The organism is Streptomyces sp. NPDC006384, assembly GCF_042870695.1.
GTDB lineage: Bacteria > Actinomycetota > Actinomycetes > Streptomycetales > Streptomycetaceae > Streptomyces.
This window is the reverse complement of sequence record NZ_JBIAHR010000038.1, coordinates 18,248-36,554: the sequence shown is the minus strand read 5'-3', so window position 1 is coordinate 36,554 and position 18,307 is coordinate 18,248. Positions and strand designations below refer to the sequence as shown.

At 69.4% G+C, this 18,307-nt stretch carries 15 protein-coding genes and 1 pseudogene; 3 read left to right on the top strand and 13 right to left on the bottom strand.

Annotation, left to right across the window (positions count from 1 at the left end; all coding sequences use genetic code 11):
• Positions 1 to 40 precede the first annotated feature (40 nt).
• Positions 41 to 1,012: an arsenic resistance protein gene (locus tag ACFYOJ_RS34445; protein WP_181849656.1), complete on the top strand. Its 972-nt coding sequence runs from the start codon at positions 41 to 43 to the stop codon at positions 1,010 to 1,012.
• Between the two features lie 51 nt (positions 1,013 to 1,063).
• Here the strand turns inward: ACFYOJ_RS34445 and ACFYOJ_RS34440 are convergent, their stop codons facing one another.
• The 4 genes from ACFYOJ_RS34440 to ACFYOJ_RS34425 form a co-directional block, all read right to left on the bottom strand.
• The gene (locus tag ACFYOJ_RS34440) at positions 1,064 to 1,330 is read right to left on the bottom strand and encodes a hypothetical protein (RefSeq protein WP_228126035.1); all 267 of its coding nucleotides are present in this window, start codon (positions 1,328 to 1,330) and stop codon (positions 1,064 to 1,066) included.
• A 785-nt stretch (positions 1,331 to 2,115) separates the two neighbouring features.
• Positions 2,116 to 4,188 (bottom strand): hypothetical protein, encoded by a 2,073-nt coding sequence (locus ACFYOJ_RS34435; RefSeq protein ID WP_061441669.1) that lies wholly within the window; start codon positions 4,186 to 4,188, stop codon positions 2,116 to 2,118.
• 31 nt (positions 4,189 to 4,219) lie between these two features.
• The gene (locus ACFYOJ_RS34430; RefSeq protein ID WP_061441668.1) at positions 4,220 to 6,193 is read right to left on the bottom strand and encodes a hypothetical protein; all 1,974 of its coding nucleotides are present in this window, start codon (positions 6,191 to 6,193) and stop codon (positions 4,220 to 4,222) included.
• The gene (locus ACFYOJ_RS34425) at positions 6,180 to 6,899 is read right to left on the bottom strand and encodes a hypothetical protein (protein WP_061441667.1); all 720 of its coding nucleotides are present in this window, start codon (positions 6,897 to 6,899) and stop codon (positions 6,180 to 6,182) included. The genes ACFYOJ_RS34430 and ACFYOJ_RS34425 overlap by 14 nt, the downstream gene beginning before the upstream one ends.
• 144 nt (positions 6,900 to 7,043) lie before the next feature.
• Between ACFYOJ_RS34425 and ACFYOJ_RS34420 the strand changes: the two are divergent.
• Together ACFYOJ_RS34420 and ACFYOJ_RS34415 are read left to right on the top strand one after the other, a co-directional pair.
• Positions 7,044 to 7,280, top strand: a pseudogene (locus tag ACFYOJ_RS34420) (TerD family protein); the annotation flags it as partial.
• Between the two features lie 320 nt (positions 7,281 to 7,600).
• Positions 7,601 to 7,768: a hypothetical protein gene (locus ACFYOJ_RS34415; RefSeq protein ID WP_153176674.1), complete on the top strand. Its 168-nt coding sequence runs from the start codon at positions 7,601 to 7,603 to the stop codon at positions 7,766 to 7,768.
• 177 nt (positions 7,769 to 7,945) lie between these two features.
• On the opposite strand, the gene ACFYOJ_RS34410 is transcribed toward ACFYOJ_RS34415, so the two are convergent.
• From ACFYOJ_RS34410 to ACFYOJ_RS34370, 9 genes are all read right to left on the bottom strand, one after another.
• A complete protein-coding gene (locus ACFYOJ_RS34410; RefSeq protein ID WP_078884538.1) occupies positions 7,946 to 9,166 on the bottom strand; it encodes a nitric oxide synthase oxygenase in 1,221 nt (406 codons plus the stop codon).
• A gap of 193 nt (positions 9,167 to 9,359) precedes the next feature.
• A complete protein-coding gene (locus ACFYOJ_RS34405) occupies positions 9,360 to 10,019 on the bottom strand; it encodes a sterol desaturase family protein (RefSeq protein ID WP_061441666.1) in 660 nt (219 codons plus the stop codon).
• Positions 10,016 to 10,858 carry an SDR family oxidoreductase gene (locus ACFYOJ_RS34400; protein ID WP_061441665.1) on the bottom strand — a complete coding sequence of 281 codons (843 nt, stop codon included), beginning with the start codon at positions 10,856 to 10,858 and terminating at the stop codon, positions 10,016 to 10,018. Before ACFYOJ_RS34400 ends, ACFYOJ_RS34405 begins: the two co-directional genes overlap by 4 nt.
• A gap of 30 nt (positions 10,859 to 10,888) precedes the next feature.
• A complete protein-coding gene (locus tag ACFYOJ_RS34395; protein WP_199560844.1) occupies positions 10,889 to 11,419 on the bottom strand; it encodes a flavin reductase family protein in 531 nt (176 codons plus the stop codon).
• Positions 11,416 to 11,910: a type II toxin-antitoxin system RatA family toxin gene (locus ACFYOJ_RS34390; RefSeq protein WP_061441664.1), complete on the bottom strand. Its 495-nt coding sequence runs from the start codon at positions 11,908 to 11,910 to the stop codon at positions 11,416 to 11,418. The genes ACFYOJ_RS34395 and ACFYOJ_RS34390 overlap by 4 nt, the downstream gene beginning before the upstream one ends.
• A 1-nt stretch (position 11,911) precedes the next feature.
• Positions 11,912 to 13,198 carry an aspartate aminotransferase family protein gene (locus ACFYOJ_RS34385; RefSeq protein ID WP_061441663.1) on the bottom strand — a complete coding sequence of 429 codons (1,287 nt, stop codon included), beginning with the start codon at positions 13,196 to 13,198 and terminating at the stop codon, positions 11,912 to 11,914.
• The gene (locus ACFYOJ_RS34380; RefSeq protein WP_061441662.1) at positions 13,195 to 14,271 is read right to left on the bottom strand and encodes an SDR family oxidoreductase; all 1,077 of its coding nucleotides are present in this window, start codon (positions 14,269 to 14,271) and stop codon (positions 13,195 to 13,197) included. The genes ACFYOJ_RS34385 and ACFYOJ_RS34380 overlap by 4 nt, the downstream gene beginning before the upstream one ends.
• A 178-nt stretch (positions 14,272 to 14,449) precedes the next feature.
• Positions 14,450 to 15,583 carry an acyl-CoA dehydrogenase family protein gene (locus tag ACFYOJ_RS34375; protein ID WP_061441661.1) on the bottom strand — a complete coding sequence of 378 codons (1,134 nt, stop codon included), beginning with the start codon at positions 15,581 to 15,583 and terminating at the stop codon, positions 14,450 to 14,452.
• A 432-nt stretch (positions 15,584 to 16,015) separates the two neighbouring features.
• Positions 16,016 to 18,277, bottom strand: coding sequence for an MMPL family transporter (locus tag ACFYOJ_RS34370; RefSeq protein WP_181849655.1), 2,262 nt, complete (start codon positions 18,275 to 18,277; stop codon positions 16,016 to 16,018).
• Positions 18,278 to 18,307: the final 30 nt, after the last annotated feature.

The following is an 18,307-nucleotide window of genomic DNA, read 5'->3' as shown; positions in this document are numbered from 1 at the left end:
CAGAGTGTCGCAGCAGGGACCGCAGGGCCTGGTCGAGCGGATGGAACACCACCAGGTCGCGATCTACCTCGCGGCGATGGCCGCCGGAGGACTGCTCGGCTGGCTGGCCCCGGCCGCGGGCCCCGGCCTGGAACACGCGATCAACCCGGTCCTCGGCGCGCTGCTGGTCGTCACCTTCCTCCAGGTCCCGGCCGCCGAACTGCTGCGCTCGCTGCGCGACGGCCGGTTCCTGTCCGCCGCCCTGGTGGTGAACTTCGTGGTGGTGCCGCTCATCGTCGCGGCGTTGTTCACGTTCCTGCCCGCCGACCAGGCCGTACGCGTCGGGGTCCTGCTGGTGCTGTTGTGCCCGTGCGTCGACTACGTGATCGTCTTCTCCGGCCTTGCCGGAGGCTCCAGTCGCCGCCTGCTCGCTGCCACCCCGCTCCTCCTGGTCACGCAGATGCTGCTGCTGCCCGGCTTCCTGTACCTGTTCATGGGCTCCGACCTGGCCGACATCGTCGAGATCGGCCCGTTCGTCGAAGCCTTCCTGGTCCTGATCGTCGTCCCCCTCGTGCTGGCCTGGACGCTGCAGGCGTGGGCCGCACGCCGCCCGGTCGGCCAGAAGGTCTCCGACGCGGCGACCACGACGATGGTGCCGCTGATGGCCGCGACCCTGATCACCGTGGTCGCCTCCCAGGTTCCCAAGCTCGGCGACAGCCTCACCGACGTCGCCGCCGTCATCCCCTTCTACGCCGCGTTCCTCGTCGTCATGGCGTTCGCCGGGAAGGCCGTCGCTCGACTCTTCCGACTCGACGCCCCCGGCGGACGGGCGATCGTGTTCACCGGCGCGACCCGCAACTCCCTCGTCGTTCTCCCCCTGGCCCTCGCGCTGCCCGCCGGATTGGAGGCCGCCGCGGTCGTCGTAGTCACACAGACCCTCGTCGAAGTCCTCGGCATGGTCGCCTACGTCCGCCTCGTTCCCCGTCTCGTCCCCGCCCGCGAGCCCGTTGCAGCCGAGCCCGCCGCACGCTGACGAACCGCCCGCAGCAGCAGGCATCCCGGACTGCTGTCCCGGGATCTCGACCTACCGACCCGCCGAACCGAGGAGCGGCGCCTCGGCCTGAAGCTCGCGCTCCGCCCACCCCTTCAACCACGCGTGTCGGCGCGCATCGAACTCGACCTGGTCACGGTAGGTGTCGTCGGCCGTCCACTGCCCTTCGTGGACCCTTCGGTGATACACGACGTCGCTGAGCAGTTCGCCGGCCGCTCGCGCGCAGACACCCATCAGGAACGCCTTGTGAAGACCACCGTGGTCGACGGCCTGGGCGAGGCGTGTGTCGGTCAGCAACATGCAGTGGCCCTGTCCTCGGGGTCCGCCCGATGCGTCCAGACGGCTCCCGGCGCGTGACGTCCGACGGGAGTCGGGCACATTCAGGTCCTCAGACTCCCGGAGACGGGATCCCAGCCGGCCGACCGACCTGCGACCCAGCGCAGACCGGTGGTGATGGCGTGCTCGTTGCGTATGGCCAGCGAGAAAGGCGGGTTTCGGTCGTCATCGTTGACGAACGCGACGCGCGGGGCGCTGACGTAGTTCAACGTGGTGTTGCGGGCAGGGGCAGGGCCGGGCCCCTGGGCGGGCAACCGCGGTGACCCGACGGTCCTTCGTGATACCCCGGGGTATGAGGTCCGGGTCAGCCTTCGGCCCGTCGGGGCGATGATCCATTCCAGGGAGACGCCCTCTTGGGTGCGGAGGCTCTCGTAGAGCTCCTCCAGGTGGGTAGGCGACTCGGGTCCAGGCCGGTCAGGGTGATCACGGCGACGGACGGCTGGTCTCCTGAGCGGGTCAGGAGGCCGTCTGTCGTCGCCGGTCACAAATGGGTGGGAAATCAACCCGGGCCTACGGACGTCGCACGCACAGGTGAGCGGGGGCAACCGTCAATACTCCGCGTCATTGCCGGTTTGGCTAACCGGCGATTCGGGGCTATGTTGCCTCGCTCTTCGTAGAGGGCCCCTCTGGCGGCAGCCGAAGTCAGCGAGTACTCGCAGCGATGGGAAGGACGCTCCCTCTGTGGCGCGCCCACCGCTTTGCCGGTCTCCTGGGTGGGGGTGCAGATTCAAGGCAAGCCCATGGCTGGTCTAGCGGGAGTAGGCGGAGGGGGTGATGCGGTTACCAGTGACGATGCCGGCCAGTATGCAACGGTCGATGGTGGCGTCGCGGGGACGGTGGGTGGCCAGCCACGCCAGTTCATTGATGCGCAGCGTTCCGCTGCTGGTGGTCTTCGGCGTGAGGTCCAGGACGAGGAGCTGGCCGAAGGGTGCGTTGGTGTTGGTGTATTCGGCTTCCTGAGTGAGGTATCTACCTTCGATGTGGGTGCGGCTGTTGCTGTCGCTGTCTTGCTTCATCTCAGTGAGATAGCGCAGGGGGCCGAAATGGACCATGACGTCGGCGCGTCCCATGCCGACATTGTTCGTCTCTACCTGAACGACGTTGTGCAAGGGGCCGGTGAGCAGCCATTGGTGGAAGTCGCGTTGCAGGTCCCCTTCGTTGGCGTCCCGCTGGCCCTTTTCCGGTTTGCGACGGTAGTCGTAGGGCGGGTCGTCTCGCTTTCCAGCGCCGAAGATGTGCGTGCGTTCCAGATCGGTACGGGATTTGAGGAACAGCAGGGTTTGGGTGAGCAGAGCGCTGAACGTCTGCCGGACTTGTCCGGCGAACTGCTCATGCTGGGACAGGAGTGTCAGGAAACCGTCGAGCAAGGGCATGATGACCGGGTCGTCGGCTTTGAGGCGTGCGAGGTCACTGTCGTAGGCAATGCCCTCGACGGCCGCAAGAGTGGTGTCAGACAGCCCAGCCAGGTGCAGAGCCTCCTTCGCCGGGAGTCGGCGAGCCACGGTAGGCGCGATGCGGTGCAAGCGTTCGTCCGCGGCTCGGGCGTCTGAGTCCTCGTCGTCTGCGTCGCTTGAGTCACCGACGGATGGGCTACGGGCTTCCCGGGCGTCGAGCCGGGCGAGGACAGCGGTCGCGGCGTCGGTGTCGAAGTGGCAACCGGGGAAGTCCTGCGGCCGCGCAGCGGCATGCCTCAGTGCGCTGAGGAACGCTTCCTTGCGCAGGAAGCCATCCTCGACAGCGGGCTCCACCAGGACGGCCAGACCGGGGGCGTCACTTCCCTCTCCAAGCGGTTGGATGGTGCGGGCGGCGCGGTAGGCGGTGAGGACTGCGTCCACGGCGTGCCAGGAGTCCATCCATACTTCGGCGGCGAAGAGTTCCGCCGCAGCCTTCAACTGGACTAGAAGGTGGGACCAAGCGACTTCGGCCGACTGCCGCGGCTGGAGCCAAGCAGGCTGGTGCGTGCCGTGCAGCCATGCCCGGCGACGCTCCAGTGCCTGTTCGATACGGTCGGCGGCCTGTGTAATCCGGGCGGTGTCGTGCGCGGTGAAACCCAGGAGGGCATCGCACGCGGCCAGGTAGGCGGCAGCGTCATCGCGGGCTTCCTCGGCGGCCTCGGCTGCTGCGAACAGCGAGCGGGCTTCCACGACCTGCCTGCTGACCTCAGTCAGGTCGGTGGCGGACAGCGCGGTGCGTAAGCGGTCACACCCCAGTTCGAACAGCGCGTCGACATCGGCCACCTCGTCGACGGACAGATGCTGCAGCAGTCCGCGCGCTGCGGCCGAGACGCGGGCTTCCTGCTGCGCCCAGCAGTCCAGGACAACGCCCAGGATGCGCGGGAGACGCTCCAGGAAGTCTTCCGGCCCCTGCACGGGCAGTTCTTCCAGAACCTCCCATACCTGGTAGGGGCGGACCGCTTCGCAGGCGGCGAGCCTGACCGCGCCTTCCAGCCGTGCAGCAGCCAGCAGTGGACCGCGGTCGACCTGCTCGGCAAGACCATCCAGAAGTGCCCCGTTGAGGGGCTTCGCCAGCGCCTTGACGGCGGCGGTGCTGCCAAGCAAAGTCTCCAGCGACGAGGTGAGGGCCAGGACGCTGCTCTGCTGTGCGAGCCCAGTGGGAAAGGCGGCAGCGGCCTGAGTCCAGGCCGCGTCCGCAGCATCGCAGGCGTGGGCAACGGCCTCGGCCAGGAGCGGGGCCAGCGGGCCGGCCGCGACGGTTCGCACCTGCTCGTGCAGCGTCTCGGCCGGCAGGCCGAGGTCCTCAAATGTGATGAAGGCGTGCCCGGCGGTGGCCAGGGCGCTGAGGCGCTCGGCGAGCAGTGTCATGCTCCATCCCCCTTCCGCCAGTGTGAAGCCTTCACCACAGTGGTTTGCCGTCGCGGGCTTCGATGATGTTCTCGGCGGGCAGTACGTCGTGCACCAGGTCGAAGTCCCTGGTAGTGATCAACACCTGCAGATGGTTCTCCGAAGCCAATTGGGCCAGCTCTCCCAGCAACCTGCGGATGTCGAGGTCCTGGACCTCCTCCGCTTTCGGGCTGTCGATCAGCAACAGGCCCGGGTGCGTCGAAACGGCGTGCGCGGCGCCCACCCGCAGCAAAGCGATGACCACCGCGATTCGCAGCCGCAGTCGCTCGCCGGGGCTCTGGGCGCCGAAGGGTTTGGTGCGCCCGCCGCCCTTGGTGATGTCCAGATGGGCGGCACGGTCGATCTTCACCGATTCCAGTGCGTCGATGCCGAATCGTCGGCCGAGCTGAGCGATCTCCCGGTTCAGATCGGCAAAGAGCGCCTGGGCTGCCACCTCGTGGTCCTTCTCCAAAACCTTGGCCGCTGCACGGAAGACCTTCAGGGCCTTTGTCTCGTCTGCGTCGATGACCAAAGCGGGCAGCTCCGGGAAGACGCTGAGCGCGCCCTCCAGCCGCAGCACCTCTTCGCGTGCGATGAGGCGGGCCGGCGCCTGCACTGCGGATTCCGCACGTCGCAGCCGGGCCTGAGCCCAGGTGAGCTCGCCCGACAGCCGGTCCAGCTCGACCTCTGCCGCCTCCAGTGCGTCCTTGGCCATCTTCTCCGCGGCGGTGCTGTCCCGCAGCCGCTGCCTGGCCTCGGCGATGACCTCTTCGGGAAGGTTATCGTCACCCGTCACGGGCCGTGAGCACACCGCACAAGACTGAGCCTCGCGCTCCTGGCGCCTGCGATCGGCTGCGATCACCTGATCGCAGCGCGGACACGCCGTGGGATCCAGCCCGTGGAAGAGCTGGCGGGCAGTGGCACTCTCGATGACATCATTGGCGAGCTTCGCGTCATGCTGGCGCTGGGCCCGGGCCCGTCGGTGCGCCTGCATCAGCTCATCCCACGTCTCGTGCGTGTCCGCGACAGCACGCGCCAACTGCACCACGTGGGAAGCCACCTCGGGCAGTGACTCCTCCCAGCCGCCCTCAGTGTCGGCTATGGCGGACAGGCGCTCCTGGGCCCGCTCCAGGTTCTTGGCGATTCGATGGCGCTCCTCGTCCCGCTTGCCCCGCGCCTCCGTATCCGCCGCCTGTGCGGCTTTGTGTCTGGCCGCGAGCACATCGGCCGCAGTCTTCACGCGCGTGAGCGCGGCTGCGGAGGGCAGATCCAAGAACACCTGCAACAGACGGCCGGGCAGCCCGCTCATCGTGTGCTCACCCAGCAGCGCCTTGTCCCGCCCCGCAGGCAGGTAGACCGCCCCGAAGTAGACCGGCCAACCGTGGGTCTGCGTACCGGTCTGCTTGTAGCTGTTCACCAGCGGATGCAGATCCAGGCGGTCCATCATCAGCGCCTGCATCTGCTCCGCGAAGCTTGCCGAGCTTAACGCCCGCAGAAGGGGGATGATCTCGTGGTCGGCGTCCGGAGCGCGCACCAACTCCAGGGCCTCGATGGCGGGACCGGCCAGGACGACCGCTGAAGTGATCTCCTCCTCGGCCAGATCCAGCCGGATCCCCACCGCCTGCCCGGCTATCTCGACGTCCAGATCCACCTCGCGCAACCAATGCGCTTCGGCCATCAGGTCCCTCGGCGAACCCCGCAGGCACCACGTCACAAGCTCCAGCACCGAGGTCTTGCCCCGTAGATTGGACGCCACCAGTCCGGTCAGTCCCTCGGAAAACCGCAGCGATGTATCGAAGGGACCGGGATAGACCGATCCCGTCCGCTGCCCGGCGATGCGCAGCCGGTGCAGCCGCAGAGTGCGGGACCGGGCCGGCGGTGTCACCAGGGGAACGCCGTGGGCGGCGAACGCATCGCGTACATCCTCAACGCTCACGGCTGCCCGCTCAGCTATCCGCGTCTCCAGCAGCACGTCATCCCTGTCCATGGTCCCCCACCCGAATCCCGTCCTGTCCCCTCTGCGTACGCAGTCGCGCCAGGCGCTCCCGCGCCCGGGTGCTGACCGAGCCAATCCGCTCGCCCCGGGCTGCCTCGGCATACTCGCGCTGCAGATACTGCCGCCGCTTCAGCTGGCTTCCCCCCAGGCCGTCGGCCAGTGCGACGACGAGCTGAACGCGCTCGACGTAGTAGCTGAATACGGGAGCCTGCTGGATCACTTCACGGGCGATCGTCCGACCGGCCTCCAGCAGAAAGTAGTCGTGCTGGCGTACCCGGTCGACCGTGCCCCGGCGGCGCCGAGCCACCAGACCGGCGCTGCGCAGTACGGCCAGCGCATTGTCCAGCGGCTCGTAAGCTCCGAAGTGGTGACGCAGCATCGGATATCGTCGTACTTCGGGTTCCTCAGAACTCAGGATTGACGCGGCCAGCGACAGCAGCGGCTCCTCCCCGCTCTGCTCGTACTCCGTCAGCAGTTCATCAGCGAGGTAGTCGGGATTGCGCAGCCAGAAGTCCAACTTCTGCAACCGCACCTGCGTTCGGACAACACCCACGGCGTCCACGAGACCGGGATCAGCCCGCTCTGCATCGTTGGCTGGCTCGCATGCGCCATCGATGAGCAGTAGGATGCGCACCGCATCCTGCTCTCGGCTGGTGACCGGTGCTTCGGGGACAGCTCTCCGTAACTCTTGATCCACCAGGCAAGATTAGCCACGAGTGACCGCAATCGTCCCTGTTCTGAACCCAACAGTTATCTGCCTTCAGGCCCGAAACCAAGGCTGCTACTCGAGGCCGACCAACAACTGCTCGCTGCGGACATCATCTACGGTGCGCCGATGGCCGTCCCGGTCCGTAACGGAATCGACGACGTGGCACTGTGCCAGGGCGACGTCCGCGTCCTGGAAGTGGTTGAGAGCCGGGGACGTCTCATTCTTCAGGTCTGTCTCGGACTCGGCGGTGGACTTGGTCAGCAGGTCCTTTCCATCCGACGCGACAAGCAGGGATCCGACCCCGCCCTGCGCTGGGCTCGCATGGCCGACCAGCTCTGCCTAGAGGGCCGCCTGCAAACGAACTGCCGTCCCGCTCGTCGCCGGCGCCCCCCCTCGGGGTGAGCACGGCCGCCTATGCGCTACGGCTGGAGGAGACATACGGGGTGCGGCGGATCGTCGTCCCTCACGCCACCGGTCTCGATCGCCGCGTTCTGTGCCCTGGACGGGGCCGACTGCCATCACTGCCGACTGCCCGACCAGCCCGGCTCCGGCCTCTGCTGCCGCGCCGGCTAGCAGAGCGCACCCGCGGCCGAGGGCGCCCCGGTGGATCTGGGTGGATTCCTGGACAGGGCGTCGGACTGCGCCCGCGGGAGAGCCCGATCATCCGCCAGAACGCCAAGATCACCCAGATGTACCGGCAGGCGCTGGACGGCGTCGCGAAGGGCTGGAGCACTAAGCAGACCATCGCCGACATCGGCCGCGTCGAGCTGACGTGGCAGATGTGCTGGGTGCCGCGGATGTGCGAGCAGCAACGCTGCCGCTTCCGTGACACCCCGCGCCGCCGTACCCATGTCTAGGCCGGCAGGAGAGTGACCATGACTGTGGAAGTCCGCCTGACCACTGCCGGCCGGCTGGAAGAAGTCCTTCGCCTGCCCGTCGACGCGGTGAGCCGCACGGCCTGCTCACGGGCCGCCTCCGGGCCGAGGCGTCCGCGTATCCGCGACGGAACTGGTGGGTGTGGTCCACCGCGCTGCTCAGCCGTGGCCGAAGGGGCATCCGCCCTTACCGCGGGCCTTGGCGTCGTCGTCGAGGTAGAAGTTGGGGCGCTGGTCGGCCTGGTCGTAGTAGCGGTGGAAGACCGGGGTGATGCCGCCGGAGACGGGGGGCACGATCCAGCTCCAGTCGGCGGGTACGGCGCGGCCCTGCTTCTCTTCTTTGGCGAGGTGGGTCATGAAGTGCCGGGACTCGGTGTGGTGGTCGCTGATCTTGACGCCGGCCCGGGAGAAGGAGTGCAGGACGGCGACGTTGAGTTCGACCAGGGCGCGGTCGCGCCACAGGGTGGTGTCGCTGCTGGTGTCGAGGCCGAGGTGTTCGGCGATGACGGGCAGCAGGTTGTAACGGTCGGTGTCGACGAGGTTGCGGGCGCCGATCTCGGTGCCCATGTACCAGCCGTTGAAGGGTGCGAGGGGGTAGTTGATGCCGCCGATGCGCAGCCGCATGTTGGAGATCGCCGGTACGGCGTGCCAGCGCAGCCCGAGGTCGGCGAAGTCGGGGTGGTCGGGGTGGGTGAGATGGACTTCCAGGACGAGGTCCGGGGGGACGTCGAACAGTTGGGGCTTGTCCTGGGCGGTTTCGATGACCCAGGGCAGCACGTCCCAGGGGCCGCCGGGGGCCTGCCAGCCCAGGCGCTTGACGGTGTCGGTGAAGTCGGCGTAGGTCGGGTCGCCGACGATGTGGCCGTTGTCCTGTCGGTGGCCGGCGTAGCGGATGAGCTGGTCGTTCCACACCCGGGGGGCCCGGCTCTCAGGTGTGTCGGGGGCGAAGATGGAGATGACGGGGCGGATGCGGCCGCCGTTGGTGGCCTGGCGCAGGTGGTCGCACAGGTGCTGGTGGATGTCTTCGGCGGTGGTGGCCTGGCGGCGGTCCAGGACGCGCAGGCTCTTCCAGTACAGGCGGCCGATGCACCGGCTGGAGTTGCGCCAGGCGACACGGGCTCCGAAGACGAGTTCGTCGGTGGTGTGGGTGTAGGTGCCGGTCTCGTTGATCTGTGTGCGTATCTGCTGCAGCCGTGTGGTGAGCGGGAGGGGCTGGTCGGGGTGCTCTTCGTGGTGGAGGCGTACGAACTCCTCCGCTTCGTCCCCGTCCGCTTCGGCGGGGTGGGGCTGACCGGCCGGTGCGGGGCGAGGGGCCGGCAGTGCGGTTTCGGCGGGCGGGTCGAGGGTGTAGATGCGAGCCAGAAGCGTTTCGGAGTTCATGGGTTCCTCGCGGGTGGCGTTCGGCTCCGGCAGTGGTCCATGGCGGCGGGCTGGTGCCGGGTCAACTGTGGCGCGACGGTGGGCGCGGGCACCCGCGCGGAGGCATCGACGACTTCGGGGGTTAGCCGTTCGTCGCGAGGGTGCCCGCGCCGGTCAGGGGGCCGTGTCGTTGGACCGGCGGTGTGGGGTGGGCTCAGGTGGCCAGGTCGTTTGACCGGGGCTGGCGGGCGATGGAGGTTCCGAACAGCTCGTCCCAGTAGGGGGCGGAGATGCCGAAGCCCTTGGTGTCGTCGCGGAAGTGGTGGCGCATGTGGAGCGAGCGCAGGTGCCGCATGAGCCGGCTCTTGGGGGTGGCGAGGTGCAGGTAGAGGTGGAACAGGTCGTAGGTGAGGTAGCCGAAGGTGTAGCCGGCGCCGAAGGTTAGCGGCAGTGAGCCGAGCCCGGAGGCCAGGTAGATCGTTCCGGCGACCATCGGGATGCTCAGCAGTGGGCTGAGGATGGAGCGGCGCGGGTCGGTGGGGTAGTCGTGGTGAATGCCGTGCAGGATGTAGTGCAGGCGCGCGCCGAAGCCCTTTTCGGGCTCGTAGTGCAGCACGATGCGGTGGCCCCAGTACTCCGACAGTGTCCACGTCACGTAGCCCGCGGCCGCCCATCCGAGGAGCGCCCAGCCGTCGGTCTCGCCGAGGGAGTACCAGACGCAGGCGGCGATCACCGGGGTGAACAGGGCGACGGTGGTGACCGGGTGGACGTGGATGAGGTGGTCCAGCCAGCGCCAGCCGACGACGGCGGGTGCGTTGCCGCGCCGGACGGCGCCCTTGTAGTTACTGGGGCGGGCGGGTGTTTGGGAGGTCACGCCCCGGCTCCTTCCGCGGTGGGGGCCTTCACCCGTGTCTCGTAGGCGATGCGGGCCTGGTAGTCGGTGGTGCGCAGCAGCTGGTCGGCCTTGAGGAAGCGGCCCATCGCGTCCCGCCACGGCTGCGGCAGCAGGAACAGGGAGCGGGTGACGGGGTTGGTCCAGCCGGGCACGTATCGGTTGTAGACGGGGCGGCGGGCGGTGCGCAGCACGGATTTGGCGATGTCGTCGGGGGTGAGCAGCGGCACGAACCGGCCCTTGCCGACGCCGGAGGTCAGCTCCGTCTGGGCGGGGATGGGCAGGATGATGGACAGGTCCACGCCGGAACCGCGCAGCTCGGCGCGTACGCCCTCGGACAGGCCGACGACGCCGTGCTTGGCGGCGGAGTAGGTGGCGCAGCCGGGCAGGCCGATCATGCCGACGGCGGAGACCATGTTGATGATGTGGCCGTGCCCGCGTCGGCGCATCGGGCCGATGGCGGTCTTCATGCCGTTGAGGGTGCCGAGGAGGTTGACGCCGAGCTGGTGGGCGGTGTCCTCGGCGGACTCCTTCTCGAAGGGGCCGACGATCATCTCGCCGGCGTTGTTGACGAAGATGTCGATCGCGCCGAGGTCGGCCTCGGCCGCGTTCCAGAACGCCTGGACGCTGACGGGGTCGGTGACGTCCAGCGGGTAGGCGCGGGCGCCGATGTCGGCGGCGACCTTGGCGGCGTAGTCGTGGTTGCGGGCGCCGATGGCCACTGTGGCGCCGGCGGCGATGAACTGCTCGGCGGTGGCACGGCCGATGCCGCGGCTGCCGCCGGTGATGGCGACGGTCTTGTTACTGATGTCCCTGGGCACGGCGGAAGCCTCCAGAAGAGTCGCGGTCGGTCAGGCGAGGATGCGGAAGGTGCGGTTGTGCCAGAGCAGCGGGTGCCCGCCGCCCAGGCCGAGCCGGCGGACTTCGGCGGTGAGGATGGTGTGGTCGCCGCCGGGATGGGCGGCCTGAACGGTGCAGGTCAGCCAGGCCAGCGCGTCGTGGAGGACGGGCAGGCCGTCCTCCAGGCGGTGGGCGGTGGCCGCGAAGCGGGCGTCCTGGTCGAGGTGCGGGTCGGCGAACCGCCGTGCGAGAGGGACCTGGTCCTCCCGCAGCACGTTGACGGCCAGCACCCCGGTGGTGCGGATTCGGGCCAGTGTGCGGCTGTGGTTGGCCGCGCAGGCCAGGATCATCGGTGGATCGAGGGACAGGGAGCACACGGCGCTCGCCGTCATGCCCGCCGCGCCCGCGCCGTCGGGTCCGCTGGTGGTCAGCACGGTGACGCCGGAGGGCAAGTGTGCGAGGACGTCCTTGAACCCCCGCTCCGTCACCGGCGATGCGGTGGTCTGGGGAGGGAGGGCGGCGGTACTGAGGGCGCCGGTCACGGTGCGTCCGCTGCCGCTGAGGCGCCGACGGGTTCGGCCTCGGGTGTGGTGAGGGTGATGTGCTCGCCGAGCAGGCCGCGCAGGATGAGGCTGATGGCCTCGGTCAGGGCCTGGCAGGCGATCGGGTCGATGATGGCGGCGAGGCTGGGCATGCCGAGGTCGAAGCGGGCGGTGAACCGTACGCTGACCGCGTTGTCGTCGTGGCTGTGCACGGTCCACGTGCCGTCGAACTGGTCGAAGTCGCCGTCGGTCTGGGTGAATTCGATGGTCAGGTTGGCGGCGTCGATGCGGTCGCGTTCGGACCAGCACAGGATGCCGTTGCGGAAGTTCACCGACCAGTCCGAGTCCAGGGTGTCGCCACCGGTGTCGGTGACGGTCACCTCGCGGACGGCGTCGGTGTACTTCGGGTAGGCGGCGAAGTCCCGCAGCCGCTCGAAGACGGCCGGGGCGGTCGTGTCGGGTATGAGGGCGTCGAGGGTCACCTCGGGCATGTCAGCGTGTCCCCTTCGTGGAAGCGGTGGTGCGGGCCAGTGCGGTGGCTGCGGAGGTGAAGGCGCGGGTGATCCAGTCCAGGTCGGACGGGGTGAGCACTGCCGGCGGGGTCAGGCGCACGACCCGGTGGGCGTTGAGGGAGTGGTTGACCAGCAGCCCCTCCTCCAGCAGGTGCAGGACGAGTTCTCCGGCGGTGCCTTCGTCGCGCATCTCGATGCCCAGGAGCAGGCCGCGGCCGCGGATGTCCACCACCGCGTTGCCGTGCAGGGGGGCCAGGGCCGACTGGATGCGCTCCAGCAGGTCTTCGCCCAGGGCGTGGGCCCGCTCCACCAGGTTCTCGTCGCGGATCGCGGTGACGGCGGCCGCAGCGGCCGCCATCGCCACCGGGGAGGCGGCGAAGGTGGAGGTGTGCAGGAAGGGGTCCTTGTCGAACGGCGCGTACGCCTGCGCGGTGGCGACCGCGGCGGCGACCGGGATCACACCGCCGCTGAGGTTCTTGCCGACCAGCAGCACATCCGGCCGCAGCCCTTCCGTATCGGCGCCCCACCAGGTTCCCAGGCGGCCCAGACCGGTCTGGATCTCGTCCAGGACGAACATCGCCCCGTGCTCGGCGCACAGCCGCTGCACCTGCGTGAGGTAGCCGGGCGGGGGCAGGACCGCGCCGCCCTCGCCCTGCATGGGTTCGAGGATGACGCAGGCAGGCTCCCCGTCGGCGAGCGTCCGCTCCAGGGCCTCGGCGTCGCCGTAGGGGACGTGCTCGGCCGGCAGGAGCGGCCGGAACGGGTCCTGGTAGAAGGGCTTGGCCGTGACGGCGAGCGCGCCGGTGGTTTTGCCGTGGTAGCCGCCGGTCGCGGAGATCAGCCGGTGCTTGCCGTGGGCGCGGGCCAGTTTGATCGCGGTCTCGGTGGCCTCGGCGCCGGAGTTGACGAAGTGAACCCGCTCCAGGCCGGGGGGTGTGACGGCGGCGAGCGCGGCCGCTGCCCTCGCTGCGGCCGGCTCCAGGAGCAGCCGGGTGGCCATCGGGTGGCGGTGAATCTGCTCGATGACGGCCTCCACCACCCGGGGGTGGCGGTGGCCGAGGAGGAAGACCCCGTAGCCGCCGCAGTCCAGGTACTCCTTGGCATCCGCGTCCCACACGCGGCTGCCCTCGGAGGCGACCTCCATGGCGGCGCCGGTCAGGGACGCCAGTCGCGCCCGTCCCTTGCTCAGGTGGCGGCGGTAGATGCCCAGCACCTCGCCGGCCGACGCATCGGCAGTGCCGGTGGCGGTAAGTGTCAGCTCGCTCATGCCGGCACCTGCTCACCTGCGAGCACCGGCTCCGCCACTCGGCGGACCATGCCCTTGGTGCGGGCCATGTAGGCGACCGATGCACGCAACGCGTCTTCGAGTTCGCTTCCGCTGGGGGCCGCCGGGATACCGGGGAGCTGGCCCAGGCTGGTGGGAAAGACGTGACCGTGAGCGAACAGCGCCGTCATGGCGAGCATGTCGTCGAACCGGCGACGCGCCCTGGGGTGCAGGTTCGCGATGAACACCGGACGGATGAGACGGTCGACCATCTCGGGGCCGACCATGCGCGGCCGCGCCGCGGCAAGGCCGAGCTCGTCCGCGGTGTCGCCGATGACCTCAAGGGTGCGCTGGGTGCTCAGCGCACTGGTGCCCGCGGTGACCCAGATGTCGCCGTCCCGCCGCCCCTGGCGGATCAGAGCGGCGATGGTGGCGGCGACCACGTCCTGCGGTATGAAGTCGATCGGCGATTCGGCGGGCACCGGAACCAGCGGGAGCAGGCCGCGCAGCAGGCCGTGGATGATACCGTGCATGCCCTGGAACGCGGAGATCGCTCCGGTGACCGCGTCCCCGATCACCACCGACGGGCGGATGATCACTGCGGGGACGCCCGACGACCGCACGACGTCCTCGCCGGCACGCTTGGAGTCCAGGTAGTCCTCCGGCCGCGCGGTGGCATCCCCGTGGTCCTGACCGAGCTGCGCCCGGGTCAGGTCGGTCCGGTCCACGAACGCCGTGGACACGTGGTGCAGCACGGCGTCCGCGTCGGCGGCCAGCTGCACGATCTGCCGGGTGCCGGCCTCGTTGAGCGCGTGGGTGGCCTCGGGGCCGCTGGAGAAGCCGGTGACGGCGGCGCAGTGAACGATCACGTCCACGCGTGTGGCCAGACGCCGGTAGGCGCCGGCGTCCAGGCCGAGCCGGGGGACGGTCAGGTCACCGGCCAGCTGCTCGTCGGCGCCGGCCGCCGCAGTGCGGTGGGTCAGGGCGATGGTGTGGCAGTCGGACAGCTGGGGCAGCAGCGCGCTGCCCACGACACCGGACGCGCCGGTGAGAAGAACGGTGGGATGACTGGGCACGGTCGAGCACCTCACGGACAGGTCAGCGGGCGTACAGGAGTCGAGGGCAGGCGGCAGCCGTTCGAGGGCATGGCCGAAGCGGTCGCGGCACCGGGAAGCCGGCGGCCGGGGACCGTGAGCGGGTGAAGGCCAGGACGCGGCACGAGAGGCCGCTCGTAGTGCAGGGGTGTCCGGACGCCTAGGGGATGCGCAGCGGGGCGTCGCCGGTGAAGTACTCGGTCAGCGGGGCGGCCATGCGGGAGCGGGATGGGGGGTGGAAGGCCAGCGCCCGGCAGGCGGAGTTCAGGTAGGCGACGTCCCCCGAGCCGATGAACGCCATACCGCCCAGTGCCTCCACGCTCAGCGACAGCACCCGGTTGATCGCGTCCTGGGCGGCGTACCGGCACATCAGGGACCGTGACAGCGTGTCCTGGGTGACGCCGGCCGTTGTCGCGTCTGCGGCGAGCCCCTCCAGGGCGAGGGCGACGGACTCGACGCAGGTCACCGCCTCGGCGGCGACAGCCGCGCTCGCGCGGGTGTCGCCGAGGACACGCTCGACCAGGGCGGAGGCGGCTCCGAGGTAGCTGGCCGTCATGAGCCCTTCGAACCACACGAACCCGACGGTCTGCAGCTGGTCCAGGCGGCCGTCGGCGGTGACGTCCGTACGTACCAGCAGCTCGGCCGGCACCTCGACGTCGTCCAGAACCACCTCGTCGCTTTCGGCTCCGGCCAGGATCGGGCTGCCCCAGAACGGTTTGACGGACACCCCGGGAGCGTCAGCGGGGATCAGGGCGATGGCCAGCTGATCGTGACCGTCCGGGCCGGGCAGGGGCAGGGACGCGGTGAGCAGATTCATGGAGCGGGCGAGGCTGCACGGCTTCTTCGACCCGCTCAGGAACACCTTGTCGCCGTCGGTGCGGGCGGTCAGAGAGGGGTTGAGGATGCCCTGGCCGGTGCGTCCCTCGGCGAAGCCGGAGGCGAGGAGCAGATTGTCCTTGGCGATGGCGGCCAGCAGCATCCATTCCATTCCGCTGCTGGTGGCCGCCGCCTCGACCAGGGAGGCCGCGGAGAAATGGTGCATGGTGGTCGCCACGGCCAGGGAGGGAGAGCGGGAGCCGATCGCCCGCTGCACCCGCAGAGCGGTCAGCAGGTCCGCACCGCGGCCGCCGTGCTCGGCGGGCACCAGCAGTCCGGGGCCGCCGGCGTCACAAAACAGCTTGACACCAGGGCTGTCGGCGGCCTCGAGCTTGGCCAGCGGCAGCGCGGTCAGACGCTGGTCGAGACCGGGCAGCACTTCCTCGACGACGGTACGTTCACGCTGCAGAAACCGCATGGACCGGGTCCCCCCACCTGGTAGCTCAACACGTATCTGGCCGCTCGCGACGTCATGCGAACTGTTCTCGGTCGAACGCCCCAGCGGCACAGCCCACGTTATGAGCCGCAGATGCAGCACCTCTGCAACGGACCCCCAGGTTCCGCTCATGAGTTCGACATGATCTCTTTGGTGTGGTTCTGCACGGCAGGTGACGCTTGCGGCCGCCAAGCCTGCACCCGTCCCGCGCGGCGCCTGGCGGGTCAGTCCCGGGGCATTTGCCGGTGCTCACGGCCAGTGCGCGACTCGTGCCCGTGTGAGAGAGCCCGCCTCACGTGGCTGATGGGTGATCACGGGGCGTTGTGGAGCGGGGCGTGACGGGAGCGGTGCGGCCCGCCAAGACGAGGGCGGGGGTGGAAGACGTTGTGCCCTCCACCCCCGCCGAGTTGTCTCTCAGTCGTCGAGGCCGATCTTTTGATGCAGACGGGCGAGCGGCCGCGGCGCCCACCAGTTCGCGCGGCCGGCCAGGCGCATGAACGCCGGGACGAGGATGCCGCGCACCAGGGTGGCGTCGACGATCACGGCGAGCGCCAGGCCGACGCCGAGGAGCTTGAGCGGGGTCAGCGAGGAGGTGGCGAAGGCGAGCAGGACGGTGGCGACCAGGGCGGCGGCTGCGGTGACCAGCCGGCCGGTGCGCTCCAGGCCCCAGGCGACGGCGGAGACGTTGTCGCCGGTGCGGTGGTACTCCTCCTTGATTCTCGACAGGAGGAAGACCTCGTAGTCCATGGACAGGCCGAAGGCGACGCAGAACATCAGGATCGGGGTGTCGATGTCGAGCATGCCGGTGACGGTGAAGTCGCCGACCAGCCAGCGCAGGTGCCCGTCCTGGAAGACGTACACCATCGCACCGAACGTCGCGGTGAGGCTGAGCAGGTTCAGCACGATGGCCTTGAGCGGGATGAGGAGGCTGCCGGTGAACAGGAACAGCAGCACCATGGTGGACAGCGCGATGATGCCGAGCGCCCAGGGCAGCTTGTCCGCGAGAGTGGCCTTGGAGTCCACCAGCAGCGCGGCCTGTCCGCCGACGAGCACGGTGTCCGGTGCGGGCTGCGCGCGCACCGTCTTAACGAGGTCCATGCCTCGCTCGGAATAGGGCTCGGTGTCGGAGACCACCGACAGCCAGGTGCCCTGGTCGGCCTTGAACCGCTCGGAGGCCGGGCCGGGCGGAGCGGTCTGGGCGCCTTCGCTGTAGGAGCCGGTCACAGCGTCGACCCGGGTGATGCCGGGCACGGTGGACAGCTGCTTGGCGTAGTCGGCCACCTTGGCGGACGACGACGCCGGGTCGATGTCGGGCAGCACCACGTTCAGCGGGGAGCCCTCCCGGTTGTCGAACTCCTCGCGCAACACCTGGGCGCCCTGGTAGGCGGGCGAGCTGGCGGGCAGCACCCGGTCGTCGCTGTCGCCGAACTCGGCCCGCATGAACGGCAGGCCGAGCGCCACGAGGACGGCTGCGATCGTCAGCGCGAACGGCAGCGGCCGGCGCATGACGGCCATGGCCAGTTTGTGCCAGAACCCTGCCGTGTCGGTACGGGCCGCGGCCGTCTTGGCGTTGCGGCGGAAGAGGCGCCGGACGTTGAGGGCGTCGATGCGGTGGCCCAGTACGGCCAGCAGCGCGGGCAACACGATGACGGAGCCGAGCGCGGCGAGGATCACCACGGCGATCCCGGAGTAGGCGAAGGACCGCAGGTGGTACATGGGGAAGACGAGCATGGCCGACAGGGACAGGGCGACCGTCAGGGCGGAGAACAACACGGTCCGTCCGGCGGTGCGTACGGATTCGCCGATCGCCTCGTGAACGGTGCGGCCATGGGCGAGTTCCTCGCGGTATCGGGTGACGATGAAGAGGCTGTAGTCGATGGCCAGACCCAGGCCCAGCGCGGTGGTGATGTTGACGGAGAACACCGACACCTGCACGACCATGTCGAGCAGCCGCAGGATGACGAACGAGCCGATCACGGCGAGAATGCCGACCGCGAGGGGAGTGCTCGCGGCGACGACACTGCCGAACACGAGCAGCAGGATGATCAGTACCAGCGGGCCGGACAGCAGCTCGGCCTTGGTGAGGTCTTCCTCGCTGCGCTTCTCGATCTCCATACGGACAGCGGTGACGCCGGTTGCGGTCATCTTCAGCGGGCCCTGTTCGCCCACCACCTCGGGCACGATCCTGGCCGCGGTCTTGCGGACCTCGTCCTCGTCACCGGCCAGCCGCACCATGACCAGTCCGGTGCGGCCGTCTTTCGAGCGGAGCGTGGGCGCCTTGTCCAGAGTCCAGTAGGACGCCGCCTGCACCACACCCCGCTCCCCGGCCAGGCGCTCGGTCAGCGCGGCCCCCTCCCTGCTGACCTCCGGGCCGTCGATGCTGGTATCGGCGGCGGCGATGAACACCAGGTGCGGGGAGCCGCCTTCGAAGCGGGTATTGAGCAGTTCGTCGGCGCGGGCCGACTCCGAAGCCGGAACGGTGATGCCGCCTTCCGACAGGCGGCTTTCCACATCGGAGCCGAACGGAACAGCAACGACCAGCGCTGCCAAAGCGACCAGCAGGACCAGCAGCCGGCGCCGTGCCAGCCAGCGGCCCAGCGCGGCCAATCCCTTCGGGACAACCGGCGGTGCGGTTGTCGACGGCGTCTGGCTGCGGACAGAGGGCTGGGAACCCACGCCTCCTCCTTGGAGGTGAGACAAAGGGAG

Excerpts from the sequence above, each read along its gene's own strand:
- ACFYOJ_RS34440 (WP_228126035.1), bottom strand. The coding sequence starts at position 1,330 with ATGTTGCTGACCGACACACGCCTCGCCCAGGCCGTCGACCACGGTGGT.
- ACFYOJ_RS34385 (WP_061441663.1), bottom strand. The coding sequence starts at position 13,198 with ATGAGCGAGCTGACACTTACCGCCACCGGCACTGCCGATGCGTCGGCC.
- ACFYOJ_RS34410 (WP_078884538.1), bottom strand. The coding sequence starts at position 9,166 with ATGAACTCCGAAACGCTTCTGGCTCGCATCTACACCCTCGACCCGCCC.
- ACFYOJ_RS34445 (WP_181849656.1), top strand. The coding sequence starts at position 41 with ATGGAACACCACCAGGTCGCGATCTACCTCGCGGCGATGGCCGCCGGA.
- ACFYOJ_RS34390 (WP_061441664.1), bottom strand. The coding sequence starts at position 11,910 with ATGCCCGAGGTGACCCTCGACGCCCTCATACCCGACACGACCGCCCCG.
- ACFYOJ_RS34415 (WP_153176674.1), top strand. The coding sequence starts at position 7,601 with ATGTACCGGCAGGCGCTGGACGGCGTCGCGAAGGGCTGGAGCACTAAG.
- ACFYOJ_RS34435 (WP_061441669.1), bottom strand. The coding sequence starts at position 4,188 with ATGACACTGCTCGCCGAGCGCCTCAGCGCCCTGGCCACCGCCGGGCAC.
- ACFYOJ_RS34375 (WP_061441661.1), bottom strand. The coding sequence starts at position 15,583 with ATGCGGTTTCTGCAGCGTGAACGTACCGTCGTCGAGGAAGTGCTGCCC.
- ACFYOJ_RS34430 (WP_061441668.1), bottom strand. The coding sequence starts at position 6,193 with ATGGACAGGGATGACGTGCTGCTGGAGACGCGGATAGCTGAGCGGGCA.